At 58.9% G+C, this 13,031-nt stretch carries 12 protein-coding genes, 1 tRNA gene and 1 pseudogene; 2 read left to right on the top strand and 12 right to left on the bottom strand.

Annotated features, from left to right (window positions below; translation table 11 throughout):
- Positions 1–97: 97 nt before the first annotated feature.
- From DU505_RS09920 to DU505_RS09880, 11 genes are all read right to left on the bottom strand, one after another.
- Positions 98–667 (bottom strand): YqhA family protein, encoded by a 570-nt coding sequence (locus tag DU505_RS09920; RefSeq protein ID WP_114478836.1) that lies wholly within the window; start codon positions 665–667, stop codon positions 98–100.
- 868 nt (positions 668–1,535) lie between these two features.
- Positions 1,536–2,807 carry a type II toxin-antitoxin system HipA family toxin gene (locus DU505_RS09915; RefSeq protein ID WP_147273068.1) on the bottom strand — a complete coding sequence of 424 codons (1,272 nt, stop codon included), beginning with the start codon at positions 2,805–2,807 and terminating at the stop codon, positions 1,536–1,538.
- Complete coding sequence (locus DU505_RS09910; protein ID WP_114478834.1) at positions 2,804–3,055, bottom strand: helix-turn-helix domain-containing protein; 252 nt, start codon at positions 3,053–3,055, stop codon at positions 2,804–2,806. Before DU505_RS09910 ends, DU505_RS09915 begins: the two co-directional genes overlap by 4 nt.
- Positions 3,056–3,593: 538 nt before the next feature.
- A complete protein-coding gene (locus DU505_RS09905) occupies positions 3,594–4,097 on the bottom strand; it encodes a CAP domain-containing protein (RefSeq protein ID WP_114478833.1) in 504 nt (167 codons plus the stop codon).
- Positions 4,098–4,143: 46 nt separating this feature from the next.
- Positions 4,144–4,287: a hypothetical protein gene (locus DU505_RS22570; RefSeq protein WP_181872791.1), complete on the bottom strand. Its 144-nt coding sequence runs from the start codon at positions 4,285–4,287 to the stop codon at positions 4,144–4,146.
- A 348-nt stretch (positions 4,288–4,635) separates the two neighbouring features.
- The gene (locus tag DU505_RS09900) at positions 4,636–4,950 is read right to left on the bottom strand and encodes a hypothetical protein (RefSeq protein ID WP_181872790.1); all 315 of its coding nucleotides are present in this window, start codon (positions 4,948–4,950) and stop codon (positions 4,636–4,638) included.
- 108 nt (positions 4,951–5,058) lie between these two features.
- A complete protein-coding gene (locus DU505_RS09895; RefSeq protein WP_114478831.1) occupies positions 5,059–5,700 on the bottom strand; it encodes a TIGR04282 family arsenosugar biosynthesis glycosyltransferase in 642 nt (213 codons plus the stop codon).
- Entirely contained in the window at positions 5,690–6,379 is a 690-nt protein-coding gene (locus tag DU505_RS09890) for a TIGR04283 family arsenosugar biosynthesis glycosyltransferase (protein ID WP_114478830.1), read from the bottom strand. The genes DU505_RS09895 and DU505_RS09890 overlap by 11 nt, the downstream gene beginning before the upstream one ends.
- A 7-nt stretch (positions 6,380–6,386) precedes the next feature.
- The gene (locus tag DU505_RS09885) at positions 6,387–7,481 is read right to left on the bottom strand and encodes an aminoglycoside phosphotransferase family protein (protein ID WP_114478829.1); all 1,095 of its coding nucleotides are present in this window, start codon (positions 7,479–7,481) and stop codon (positions 6,387–6,389) included.
- Between the two features lie 351 nt (positions 7,482–7,832).
- The gene (locus tag DU505_RS22340; protein ID WP_147273067.1) at positions 7,833–9,407 is read right to left on the bottom strand and encodes a hypothetical protein; all 1,575 of its coding nucleotides are present in this window, start codon (positions 9,405–9,407) and stop codon (positions 7,833–7,835) included.
- A gap of 1,267 nt (positions 9,408–10,674) precedes the next feature.
- Positions 10,675–10,751: transfer RNA gene (locus tag DU505_RS09880), tRNA-Pro, on the bottom strand.
- A 248-nt stretch (positions 10,752–10,999) separates the two neighbouring features.
- Here DU505_RS09880 and DU505_RS09875 point away from each other — a divergent pair.
- Both DU505_RS09875 and DU505_RS22565 read left to right on the top strand, forming a co-directional pair.
- Positions 11,000–12,628 carry a BCCT family transporter gene (locus DU505_RS09875; protein WP_114478828.1) on the top strand — a complete coding sequence of 543 codons (1,629 nt, stop codon included), beginning with the start codon at positions 11,000–11,002 and terminating at the stop codon, positions 12,626–12,628.
- Positions 12,629–12,663: 35 nt separating this feature from the next.
- Positions 12,664–12,867: pseudogene (locus DU505_RS22565) on the top strand (CidA/LrgA family protein); the annotation flags it as partial.
- 71 nt (positions 12,868–12,938) lie between these two features.
- Here DU505_RS22565 and DU505_RS22560 read toward each other — a convergent pair.
- A partial coding sequence (locus DU505_RS22560) for an IS3 family transposase (RefSeq protein ID WP_147273091.1) occupies positions 12,939–13,031 on the bottom strand: 93 nt, incomplete at its 5' end.

Below are 13,031 nucleotides of genomic sequence, written 5' to 3'. Positions count from 1 at the left end.
GGAATTCCTTGTCCCTTCAAGGTGTAGCATGCGAGCGGGGGTTCTTGCCATGAGTGCAGGCGATTCTTGCGTCGCCCTTCGTGACGGGTGATTGGGCCTACTCCTTGCGATGTGCCAGGCTCATCAAGTAGAGCGCGGCGGCAAGGGCGAGTACCGAGAGCGCCAGGTAGATGGCGTCCAGCGGGGTCTGGAATCGGATATCCACCACGGCGCGGAAGAATTCGATGATGACTGCCAGGATTACCACCCGCGCGATCTTGTCCTTGAGCTGATCGAACGACTGCACATTGAAGGGGTGTTGGGGCGCGTGGTCCTCTGCCTGCTCGATCGGGGAGACGAACAGCCGGTACACTCCAAGCCCGAAGATCAACAACACGATGGCGATCAGATAGATATCGATGGCCATGATGATACTGGGCACCACGCTGTCGTGAATGTCCTCCACACTGCCGAGGAAATAGTAGGCGGCGGTATCGACAAGCACCTTGGCGATGTCGATCGTACCGATGATAAACAGTACCACCGCGCCGATCAGGCTGGGCACGACCGCCATCATCACCAGAAACCGTGAATTCCATAGATAACGTTCCAGCCGCTGCTCGCTGAACCGCTGAGCAGGCTTGGAGGACGGATTGGTGTTGTCTGGCGGTGGTGTCTTGCTATGCATGGTTGCGGTGCCTCAGGGTGAACGATGCGGCCAGTGTCGCCGTCGCGTTAGCGGCCCGCAAGTCTCCTTCACTGACTGGTGGAGAGGGTCGATGTCGGTGCGTCCGGTTCGGCGTTCCGACGTTACGTCGAGGCTGACGCAGGGTTTTGGCGGTTATCGCTCCGTTCAGGAGGCTGGTGGGGCAAATTCGTGCACCTTTATGTAACATTGTTCGGAGATTCGGTCAGCATGGGTAGGGTTGCGCCATATCAGGGCAAAGTGTCGCAATCGTGATGAAATGTCGACATTGATGGGGCATGATGTTTTTCATCACCCAACAGGAGATACGCCATGCCTACTACACAATACGTTGTCGACCTGAGCAGTGAGGTACTCGAGCACTGGGCATCATGTGCCCTGGCCCAGCAGGCTGCCCAGGACGCGTTGGCGGCTTATATTCGTTAACCGCAGGTTTGCTATCGTCACAACCGGACCAGGGAGGGTCCTGCAATAGTTCCCGCTCCCATATCCCGCCGTATTTTGTTTTGATTGTCTTTTGCTCTTCTCTACTTCTTTTCTCATGTGGTTTTCTTGCCGCCCGCCTGCGCAGGCCGCCGACGTTGGTGGTGATCGCGGCCATCGGTAACACCGCCGGGAGCCCTTCGGCCTCCAGTCGCGATCTGAAGATGCTCCTACAGAATACTCTCCTATTGTTGGAGCGCCCGGTTCGGCGTTCCGACTTTGCGTCGCGACTGGCGCCGCCAGGCACCCTGGCGGAGGCCGCCGACGTTGGTGGTGATCGCGGCCATCGGCAACACCGCCGGGAGGCCTTCGGCCTCCAGTCGCGATCTGAAGATGCTCCAACAGCGACGTTTTCTAACGTCGACGGCTACCAACGCTGGGCCTTGTAGCACTGGGTAAGAATATGCTGGCGTTGCTGCTGAAGCCTGATCCAGCCATGTTCGTCCAGCCCGGCACTGTGCAATGCTTCGCGCAGTTCATCGGCATTCAGCAGCTCCTCAAGCCTGGCGGCGAGAATGCGTATCTCGCGGCGCACGAAGGGATAGCTGAAGCGGCTTTCCTTGGCGAACGCTTGCCAGTCGCGGGGCAACAGCTGCTGAGAGTTGAACTGTTCGCCAACCGAGAAAGCCAGGTCGCGGTGGTAGCCCAGCACTAGGGTGCCTACCAGGTCGTAGGCCGGTGCGACCTGCCATTGGCCGCGCTCGTCCTGCAGCAGCGATAGGTTCTTGGCGTGCCCATCGGTGTTGCCAGCCAGCACGTTGAAGACCTGCCAGCGCAGCAGGTGTTGTACTGAAGCGGCATTGGGCCGGCAGGCGTGGCGGGCCGTTGCAATGCACTGCGCGAAACGCGGCCCGCTCGGCTCTTGATACTTTTCGATGCGCGAAAGCCCCATGGCCTGGCAGAAGTCCTCCTGATGTATGCGGTGCAGCTCAGGAGTGCCGATACCGGCTCTATCGTAGCGTTCCACCAGCAAGTAGGCATGCCCTTCGGCCCGGCCCAGCGTGGTGGTGGGACAGGCCAGTCCGGCCAGGCGTGCCAGCGTATTGAGGAACAGTTCGTTCAGCACGATCAGCTCGCGGCCCTCTAAGGCGAACTTGAGGATGTGAGACGAGGGAGTTGCCCCCCGTGGCAGCTTGAGTTTGCCATTGTCGACCACGATCGGGATCTTGTCCTGGGCACCTGCCAGCGATAGTCGCGGGGGCTGGTGGTTGCCATCGCTACCCATCAGGGAGTAGCGGTCGCGGTAGGCGGCCCATTGAGCGAGCTTGTCCAGCGCTAACGGCGTCGCTTCCCATTGGCGGGTGGGCAACTGGCCAGGCGGTAGAATGGTCAGCGCGCCGGCACAGTCGCCACCGATGGCGGCTAGCAGGGCGAAATCGTCATCGGGGATGGCCAGCCGCTTGAGCAGTGCGGTGCGGGCCTGCTCTTCGGGCAGCAGGTTCCCGAACCAGCGATGTGCCGTTTGCTCCTCGGGCAGCCAGATGCGCTTTTCCAGCGGCAGGCTGTTGGAGATGGCGTGGCCAGTTGCCTGCCATTCGCTGTCGTACTCGAAGCCGATCAGGCGTTCGCCGCTGCCTTGCCACAGCGTGCCGACCAGGCGCTCCTCATGCCACACATGCAGGGCATCCTGCGGTTTCACTTGGGTGCCTCGGGCGGTTCGGCGGTCAGCTCTATCCCCAGCGCATCCAGCACCCACAGCACCCGCACCAGGCTGCAGGATTCGCGGCCGTTCTCCAATTCACTGAGAAAGCGAATGCTTAGCCCGCAGAGGCCAGCCAGGGTTTCTAGCGTGAGGCCCTGTTGCTTTCTTGTTTGCCGGATGAGCCGGCCAAGGGTGGCGGCATCACGGATGGAGGTGGCGTGTCGTGTTGGAGTGCTTGGCTTCATTATCGTCGCTTGTGCTGATGAAATGCCGGCTGGTTTTCCCGATAGGGAAAGTTAACGGTCATTGGTGGGCTACGTCAATTGATTTGTCCCGATTGGGATAATTTGGTTGAGTGTAAGGCTTGCAAGCGGAAGTTTTCCCTCCTGGGATAATTTGAGGGCCATGGCACTGACGATCGAGCGGCATGGTAACGCATAGGGAAGTTCCCTCGGCAACACCGCCGGGAGGCCTTCGGCCTCCAGTCGCGATCTGAAGATGCTCCAACAGTGAAGTAGTTGCAGGCCTTGTTGGAGCGCCGCTCGGCGTCGCGACTGGCGCCGTTAGGTGCCTAGGCGGAGGCTGCCGGCGTTGGCGGTAGTTGCCACCATTGGCAACATTTCCGGGAGGCCTGCGGCCTCCAGTCGCGATCTGAAGATGCTCCGACAGCGGTGTGGCACCGTTGGTAGAAAGGATCGCTGTTGGAGCGCCCGGTTCGGCGTTCCGACTCTGCGTCGCGACTGGCGCCGGTAGGCGCCTCGGGTGCCGTTGTTACTAACAAACTCATCGTGGCCGGGCGAAGACCTGCGTCCAGAAGGGGGAGTAGTCCGATCCCTCCGCTTCGATGACAGCCGCTCCCATCTCGGTGAATTCATCGCTCATGATATTGGCACAGTGGCCCGGGCTGGAGAGCCAACCCTCGATGACCGTGGCAACATCGGCTTGGCCTGCGGCGATATTCTCTCCAACCGCCATCCAGTCATAGCCGATATCGCTCACCCGATCGTTCACGCCCACATCATCGGCATCGGTATGGCTGAAGAACTCGTTGTCCGCCATGTCTCGCGAATGCGCCTCGGCGGCCTCTTCCAGGCGACAGCTCCATGCCAGGGGCTGCGTCGCCTGGAATTCTTCGTCACCGCATTGACGTGCCTCGCTTCGCACATCGTTCACCCGCTCCAGCATCGCCTGCTGCCTGTCATCGGGTTCGCAGTCGCCAGCGTGTAGAGGGCCAATGGTGAAGAAGCCGAGCAGCAGCAGGGCGATCGGGAGGTTGGGGTTATGCATGGTGCCTTCCTCTGGCATCGGGACCGGAAGCGTCTGGTATGACCGTTCAGTGGCGTCGATTGTCGCCCGGGGGATGGTTGCGGTCTGCTCGATAGCAGCACCAGGCGTGCTGTTCCTGAGGTTCATGGGTTTCGTGGCTTTCCATGACACGTAATAGCCAGGCTGCGGCATGCTCGAGAATTCGTTTCATGCTGACCTCCATGTATTTGGCTAGTGTTTTGCCCACCTTGCTTGTACTAATCGAGGGCCTTACCGACTTGCTCTTCCGAAACTCTCTTCTTCCCTCCCTTGTATGGACAGTAGTGGCATAGGGCGTCAAGCGCATGATGCAGGGTCGTCGTCCTCGACGGCTGCCTACCAGTAAGGGTAGCCAAGATTCGTCCGAAGGCGTGGTGCTTTCAGAAAGATGCAGCGCAAGGAGGCGCACGGCAGGATGCCGTGCGGTTGTCGAGAGGAGGCAGATGGGGCCCGGCGCCCCTCTGTTAACCAGGCTGTTGGCTGTTAGGTAGTCGCCGGCGCCTTGGTCTTGCAGACCGTATCAGCGCAGTACATGGCCTGTATGGGTGCTTGTCGATGTTGCGGTGGCAAGCCCGGCCGCGCTCAGCCACTCCTGCATGACGAGTCGGTTCGCCCATTCCTTCGCCGCATCCCAGGCCTGCGCTTCCGACGCGGTAGCAGCGAGCGGAGGCATGGTGTGTAGCGAGGCGATGGCGCCGGGGCGTGCCTCCCATCGCGCAACGGCAAGCCAATCACAGTTGAACGGATCCCTGGTGATAACCAGTTCAACTTCGATGCCTTGCTGCTGGTAACTTATCCGTTTCATGGTGATCGCCACTCGTGGAAAACTACTCAAGGTAAACAACTCCCGTTCAGGCTAGCGGGATATGAAGATATCGGCTGTGAGCCAGAGAGGGATTTGTTGTAGGAGATTGCCGCCATTGGGGTATGGCTGAGGCCGCGATCACCGGCCGTGTGTCGTGGGAACGCCCAGGTTGGCGAGCAGGCCAGGGCTGTGGGTGGCCAGCCGTGCCAGGTCTTCTGGGCGGTCAACATCCCAGACCGTGGTCAGGCAGCACAGCCGTAGTCCCAGTTCGGCGGCGGCATGGGCGGTCTGTGGCATCACTCGCTCCGTGCCCCAGTCGATGCCCGAGAAGAGCCGCGCTTCGGCGCGGTGCATGGCGATCAGTCCATAGCCGCCATCCTCCGCCGGCAGGCAGACCACGTCGGCGTCGTTCAGCGCGGCGTGGCAGCGGCGCAGTAGCGTTGGCGTCAGGACGGGGCAGTCGGTGCCGATCACCAACCCGGGGCAGGGCATGGCGGCCAGGGCATGCAGCATGCGTTGGCCGAGGTCGCCATGCGGCTGGGGGCGCAGCTCGATCCGATAGGTGTCGGCCAGCTCAAGAAACAGCGGATGATGGTGCTGGAGGGCGGTCCATAGGGTGACCTGCGGCGTGGTTGCACGGGCTATCTCCAGGGTACGCCGTAGCAGCCGCTCATGCAGTCGTGCGGCGCCCTCGGCTCCCAATGTGGGTATCAAGCGGGTTTTCGCCTGGCCGGGCAGTGGTGCCTTGGCCAGCACCGCGAGCGAAACGTCAGCGCACATCGCGATAGGCCCTGGCCAACTGCTCGGGCGCCTCGCCGCGCCAGTAGCGATAGCGAAGCCGCCACATCAGCAGGATGGTCGGCCAGGCGCCGTTGTGCTCCCAGCGCCGCCCCGAGCTGCTTACCCGCTGGCGCAGGCAGGCAGGGGGCGAAAGACGCCTGAGGCGCTTTGATAGCGCGATGTCCTCCATCAAGGGCTGGTCGGGAAAGCCGCCGACCTCGTCGAAGGCGCCGCGGGTCATGAATAGCGCCTGGTCGCCGGTGGCGATACCGGTGAAGCGCGAGCGCCAGTTCATGGCGGAGGCGATCACCGGCAGCATGGGGTGGCGCGCCTCGAGCCGGATATCGAAGCGCCCCCAGCGGTGGCGCCCGGCCAGGGCTTCGTCGATCAGGCGGTCGGCCCGCCGCGGCAGCTGGGTGTCGGCATGCAGGAACAGCAGCTGGCGGGCAGTGGCGGCGTGGGCTCCCGCATTCATCTGCACGGCACGCCCCGGCGGGCTTTCTATGACGCGATCGGCCACGCGGCTGGCCTTGGCCACTGTCTCGTCCTGGCTGCCGCCATCGACAATGATGATTTCGACACCACACACCCACAGGCCGAGCAGGCGATCGAGCCGTGATTCCAGGGTCGCGGCTTCGTTGAGGGTCGGTATGATCACGCTGAGACCGGGCTGGCCCATGGCGTCTCTACTCCAGGTCGTCGGTGAGCTGGGTTTCGGTATCGAGGCCGTCGGCAAAGGCTGCAGCAAGTGACCGGAATTCCTTACCCATGCGCCTGACCACCGGGGGCGAGAGGTAGTGTGCCACGCGCTCCTGTACGTGGGCGTTGAGCGCTTCGCTGTTGTGCTGGCGCGACCAATCCTGCCCGCGAGCATTTCTTAACGGTGGCGCTCCGGAGGTTACCTGCCACTTGGCACACCAGGTGACGGACCACAGCCACATGGCGCGACGCAGCGGCAGGTGCCATGGGCGCTGGCTCCGGCCCGTTTCGCCTATCTCCCGCTCCCAGGTGGCGTAGGCGGCAAGAATGGCATCGTTGTCGAGTACGGCGTGGCTGTTGATGTCCCAGGTGGTCGAGGTATAGAGGGTGGCGTGGGCCAGGTCGAACCCGGGATAGCTGTAGCGGGCTTTCTCCAGATCGACCATCCAGGCCTGCCCATCGACATCGATCAGGAAGTTGCCGGGATGGGAATCGAAGGTGATCAGCCGCTGTTCGGGACGCTGAGTAGTTTCGAGGGAGGCGGAAAACCGTGCCAGTTCGCGGCGAATTCCCTGCTCGGCTTCGGGGGCCAGGCCGGCGTCGGCCAGGTAACGGGCCTGGTCCAGAACCTCGTGATACATCGACGCCAGTGGGTCGTGGGGTGCCAGGAGTGGGGCGCGCTCGGCTGCGGCGGGGAGCGGCAGGCGATGGATGGCCGCCAGGCTGCGCATCAGTGTCGGCAGGTCGTCGGGGAGCGTTGCGCTGCGCCCGTCGATGGCCCTGACCACCAGCGCGCCACGGGGCAGGGCGGTATCGGGTGGCAGGCTCTTGGCCATCGCGGGTGTCACTCCGCTGGGCCCGGCGCGGGAAAAGCAGGCGGACTCGTAGGCCAGATGGGCCTCGGGCTCGAGGCCCATCTGGCTCTGCTTGGGAATGCGCAGCAGCCAGCCAGTTTCACCCAGACGAAGATGCGCGTGGGCAAGGCCGCTGTCTTCCATGGGCACCAGCGGCTCGTCGGCCCAGGGGGTGGCGGCGAGGCTCGCCTGGATGGCAAGGAGGGGGGCAGGTTGGGTCAGGGGCATGCGGGGTCCTTGTCGTGTCGTTCGCCGAAGCTATGTCGCGCCATAGGGCTGGACCTTACATTGTCTGACAGCGCCGTCGCGATACGTTTCGGTCCCGACGTTACCCAACTAGCCGGTACTGCGACCAACAGGGTAAGCGTTTTACCAGTTCTTACCAGTTTTTACCATCAACGAAAAACCGCCACTCGGCATGACCCGTAAGTGGCGATTTTCCTTGAATTTAACGGTCAATGTGCCCCCTTCTGGCTCGTCGACCAGTAACGAGATACGATCTATCCTGGCTATTTCTGGCAGTGCCAGCCCGCTGCAGAGTGGCAATGTCGTATCTTTGTCCAAAGTGCTGCAAATATTCTAAAAATTTTGGTTATTAAGGCTTTCTCTGCATCCTTTGAAATTTCCTCGTAAAGAAAAACTAGTATTCGACATTGCGCATTGCAACGCACCCAAGGTCCCACCTAGCAGCCCTACTAAAACCATTATTGGCCAATATAAATCAATCAATAATACAAAGATATTGATGTGGATGGATTCGGCCCACTCAAGTCCAGCTGCCTGCGAGAGTGCGGCCGCAAGGGCGGCTGCCAGACTGGCTACAAGTGCATGAACGAAGAAATCTTGAACGTGGCGTGCCTTACGTTGCGTTCTGGCATAACTGCGGGAAACAACAAAGAAAGTGAACCCTACGGCCGCCGGGGGTAACGCCCAAGGCAAAATTTGTATCAGCCTGAGATGGCGATCAGTCACATTCACGACGAAAACTCCGAGTAGTGTAGTGAGCAGGAGAGCGGCACATATGCAGCCCGCACACGTCACTACATAAGCAACAATGCGTTCCTCTGCCTCTATAAAACCACCAAAGACTTCGCGATCGATCATATGCAAATTTGCAAAAGCTGCAAAGATTATAGGCAGCAGAAATATCGGCACCAGCGCCAGGTTGATCATTAATGGGAGGGATACTAGCTCGGGTACTACGGTCCACTGGGAGTTCGTCAGAATAGTAGCCGATGTTATAGCCGCTACACTACCGGCAAATCCAAAGAATGAAACCACAAAAACTCCGATAACAATATGAATCGCCCTGTAACGCCAGCTTGGCATATCTACCCCCGGTAGCTCGAGAACCTCTGACATGGTTTTTAGACCATGGTATTCATCAGGCTCAACTGCTAGCAGCCCGCAAGCCAGAAACCACGACAATTTTGTATTAAGCTTCTCCATTTCTTTAGTTAAAGATTCCGACTTCTCAGTAGAGTCATCTAGATTGTCTTGGATCATTTTTTTAAGCCGGTCAATTTCTTCTAATGCGGATTGATGGCGATTAAAAAATACCTCATATCTATGTTTCGCGCGCAGTCTTTTTATATTGCAAAGGTTATATATTATTGTTTTAATTTTTTCATAGATATTAATTTGTTCTGGCAGCGAAGCAGCTTGGGGCGAAGCGGAAGATCTTCCCTTGGAATCCAAGATTGTAATTAAAAGATCACCAAGTTGCCGAGCTTTTAATGGTATACTAGCAAAGCCCTGAAGTCCTTTGCGAAGTCGGATATCTATTTTGTGAATACCTGGCACTGAAGGCAGAACTCCAGTTACGACCATGGCGGCCCCAAGAGGAGTTGCAATATCAGACTGGTCGCCGCCACCATTTTCCAGTGCGCCCAGCCATTGCATAATAATTTCTTGAGCCGCTGGAAAGGCACTAATGGATACCAGGCCTGAATATATCGTCGCATAAACGCCACCGTAAACGAACGCAGCGAAATAGTATCTAAAACGGGTTGTGAAAGAGCGTAGGGATACATGCAATACAAGCTCTTCAAATTCCAATTCCTGTTGACCAAATCGGTCCCAAGCGAATACGAAAACGACTACCATCCCGATCCAGAATGAGTAATCCCTCATAGTGGCTTCGATTGTGTCCACAGCTTCCCTCCATCGCTACTTTTCGCAGCAATTCCAAGTGATACAGCTATTTTCATCGTGGTGTATATTGCAGGGACGCTGGTTCTGGGCACATTGCGGGGGAGGTTGGCAGGATTGTGCCAACCTCAAGTAGGGGCGGGTCGCGGAGTCTTGATCAAATTCGTATGGCGGGCATTCATCGGTTGTTGTTTCAACTATAGATTGGTTGTTTTCGGGCAAAGCTGCTGCTGCGATACTGCCACCTTTTGGAGACGAAGACAAAATAGTAATTAGGTAAAATGTCACGCATAAAGTTACGTATCTGGCTATGAGGACGAAGATGCAACTTGAGTAGTTTAGCCTAGGCTTCACGGTTCGACCCCAAGTTCCCGAAATATCCTTCATGATGGTCATCACACATGCCCTCCCGAAGACTGCGAATACATTGCGTCTGGAAAAATGCCTGCCAGTTTTTTTCCCATTATGCTTGTAAGTGCCGGGTCCCGGGTGATTAACTACCCGTTTGGATGGCTGTAGAAGCTCCCTTCTGTCAGCAGAGGACAACTTCTATAACTGATTTGATCATTAGGTTCCCTCCATGGAACCCTGCACCTATTGGGTAAGTGGCATTATTGGAATTCGAAGTCCGCTCGGATAGGTTGATCATTCTAAATGACAAGCTACCGCCTGCACCCTGCGCAAGGGGGTGGCCCACTACGTTCCATGTAGCCAGTCAGGCTTGATGATTCCGTTGTTCAAGCGCAACGCTCATTCATCATCTGTGAACTTTATAATCTCAAAGATAGACAGAGGGTGGAGGGTTTGCGACATAAAAGTAGCAGAACATTCAACCATGTTTCGCTTCCACCCCCTCCAACCCCGGCAGCCGGTACCACTCGGCGATGCTCTTGTCCGGGGAACCAGGGAAGCATTTGTCGTGCTCCCGGGCATCCGCCTCCACCCAACTGGCCTTGCTCTCCAGCAGCAGGTGAATCCGCTCGGGCGGGATTGGCGGTCAGAACGCGGCCTGGATCGCTCAACGGAGCGGCCGAAATTCGTTAGACAATCGCTGGGTTGTTAAACAGGGCTGGCTGCAGTGCTTTGATAGGAAAGGGAAAACAGCACTGGTGCAGCTCTACCATTGAGTAGCACCCACGGCGCTGGCCCGGATGCCTGGCAATGGGTCCAAGAAGGGGAGAGTTTTACCATTTTTTTACCAGAATTTTACCACCCACGAAAAACGGCCACCTGCCCGTGAGAGCTAAGTGACCGTTTTTACTGTGTTTTATGGTCGGAGCGACAGGATTCGAACCTGCGACCTCTGCAACCCCATTGCAGCGCGCTACCAAGCTGCGCCACGCTCCGGCTGTCGTTCTACAAACGTGGGTTTCCCCAGGTTTTCAGGTCGATCGGCCGTGGCCAGCTCCCCGAGAACGAGGCGTATACTAGCGCGTTCCTGTTTAAATGAAAAGCCTCTTTTGTACTTTCCTTTCAGAAGCTTGCCATTACAAGGGGTTGGTCGGGGTGAGGCGTGGGGCGGTCGTGAAGGGTGGCGTTCGTTGCTTTATGATTGAGCATCGGCAATCGCTTACCATCGGGAAAGGATTATCGCCATGTACCAACAGGCTCAGCGCGGCCCTCTCAAGGGCATGAACCCGAGGGTGACTCTGGTAACGTTCGTGGTCGTGGCGGTGTCGATGATCTACGGCGCCTTCTACACCGAGCGCCTGGGGTATGGCTTGGCACTGATGCGCACTGTGTTCGACCCCTTTCTCGAATGGTACTACGTGCTGCTGGTGGCTTTTCTACTCTTGTTCATGGTGTGGCTCGGCACTGGGCGCTTCAAGAACGTTCGGCTGGGCAGCGACTTCGAACAGCCGGAATTCACCTTCTTCTCCTGGGTGGCGATGCTGTTCGCGGCAGGTACCGGAGTCGGTATCCTGTTCTGGTCGGTCGCCCAGCCGATACTGCAGTTCCAGGCGAACCCCTTCATCACTGACGCCATGAGCCCGGACGCCGCGCGGGTGGCCATGCGCTTGACCTATTTCCACTGGGGGTTGAACGGTTGGGCGATTTTCTCTTTCGTGGCGCTGGTGCTGGCCTATTTTGCCTATCGCTGGAAGATGCCGCTCACCATTCGTTCTGGCCTCAAGCCGCTGTTCGGCAAGCGTACCGATGGGATGCTGGGGGATGCCGTGGACGTGCTGGCGGTTTTCGGTACTGTTTTCGGTATCGCCACCACCCTGGGCCTTGGCGTACAGCAGATGAATGCGGGGCTCGGCGCGGTTTTCGGCCTGCCCTCTTCGCTGGCCCTTCAGTTGATCGTCACTGCCGTGATCATGAGCGTGGCGACCTTCTCCGTGGTCTCCGGGGTCAAGCGTGGCGTGCGACTGCTGTCGGAAGCCAATTTCTGGCTGAGCATCGCGGTGGTGGTGTTCATGCTGCTGTTCGGGCCGACCCAATACCTGATTGCCATCACCATCGAGTCGACGGGGGACTATCTCCAGAACCTGATGGGCATGACGTTTCACACCAATGCGACTCGGGATGATGGCTGGCAGGCGGAGTGGACGGTGTTCTTCTGGGGGTGGTGGCTGGCCTGGTCGCCGTTCGTCGGCATGTTCATTGCCCGGGTCTCCCGAGGGCGGACCTTTCGTGAATTCGTCATGGGGGTGCTGCTGGTACCGACGGTCATCACCGTTGTGTGGATTGGACTGTTCGGCGGCACCGCTCTCTACCATGAGCTGTTCGGATCGGGTGGTATCGTCGCCGCCGTGGAGGCCGACGTGGCCACGGCCCTTTTTGCCACCATCGATGCCATGGGGCTCGGCCTGTTGGGGCAGGGCGTGTCGGCCGTGCTGGTGCTGCTGATCGCCACCTACCTGATCACCTCCGCCAATGCCGGTACCCTGGTGATCAATACGATCCTGGCCGGAGGCGATCCCGAGCCGCCCACAGCGCACCGCCTGCTATGGGGCGGCCTGCTGGGGCTGCTCACCGCGGTGCTGTTGATGGCAGGGGGGCTCGAGACGCTGCAGGCGGCCGTGATCATGGCCGCGCTGCCGTTCTCGGTGGTGATCATGCTTATGGTCGCTGGGCTGCTCAAGGCACTGCATCGCGAGCGCTATGCGGCACGTACCGGCGAACGCGCCGAGGCACCGCGGGAACCATGGGCGGATCTCGACGATGCGGGCTCCCATCCCGTGCCGGTTTCCGATGACGAGACGCATAAGGCGCATTGACCCGAGGGCTGTATCGAGCCGAAGGAGGTTCTGCCATGCCGTTGATCATGGGTATGAGCGTGTTGCTGGCCTGCCAGTTCGCCGGTGAATTGCTGGCGCGTGGGCTGGGGCTACCGGTGCCTGGGCCGGTTGTGGGCATGGTGATTCTGCTGCTGGGCCTGGTGGTGATAGGCCGTGTGCCGACCAGTCTGCGAATGATGGGGGAGGGCCTGCTGCGTTACTTGACGCTGCTGTTCGTACCCGCCGGGGTCGGCCTGATGGTCCATGCCAGACTGATCGGCAGGGGGTGCGGTGCTTTTCTTGGACTCTTTCATGCTGCGATCCCTAGGCTCTTTCGGTATTCGAGAGGGCTCAGGGCACCTAGTGACATTTTGATTCTTTTCTCGTTATACCACCGTATGTA

The organism is Billgrantia montanilacus, assembly GCF_003336675.1.
GTDB classification, from domain to species: domain Bacteria; phylum Pseudomonadota; class Gammaproteobacteria; order Pseudomonadales; family Halomonadaceae; genus Halomonas; species Halomonas montanilacus.
Note: the sequence above shows the minus strand (reverse complement) of the source record. Positions and strands in the feature narration are given on the sequence as shown.

Bases quoted from the DNA above. Each gene is read 5' to 3' on its own strand.
- DU505_RS09885 (WP_114478829.1), bottom strand. From the start codon at position 7,481: ATGCCCCTGACCCAACCTGCCCCCCTCCTTGCCATCCAGGCGAGCCTC.
- DU505_RS09875 (WP_114478828.1), top strand. From the start codon at position 11,000: ATGTACCAACAGGCTCAGCGCGGCCCTCTCAAGGGCATGAACCCGAGG.
- DU505_RS09890 (WP_114478830.1), bottom strand. From the start codon at position 6,379: ATGGGCCAGCCCGGTCTCAGCGTGATCATACCGACCCTCAACGAAGCC.
- DU505_RS09895 (WP_114478831.1), bottom strand. From the start codon at position 5,700: ATGTGCGCTGACGTTTCGCTCGCGGTGCTGGCCAAGGCACCACTGCCC.
- DU505_RS09905 (WP_114478833.1), bottom strand. From the start codon at position 4,097: ATGCATAACCCCAACCTCCCGATCGCCCTGCTGCTGCTCGGCTTCTTC.
- DU505_RS09910 (WP_114478834.1), bottom strand. From the start codon at position 3,055: ATGAAGCCAAGCACTCCAACACGACACGCCACCTCCATCCGTGATGCC.
- DU505_RS09920 (WP_114478836.1), bottom strand. From the start codon at position 667: ATGCATAGCAAGACACCACCGCCAGACAACACCAATCCGTCCTCCAAG.
- DU505_RS22570 (WP_181872791.1), bottom strand. From the start codon at position 4,287: ATGAAACGAATTCTCGAGCATGCCGCAGCCTGGCTATTACGTGTCATG.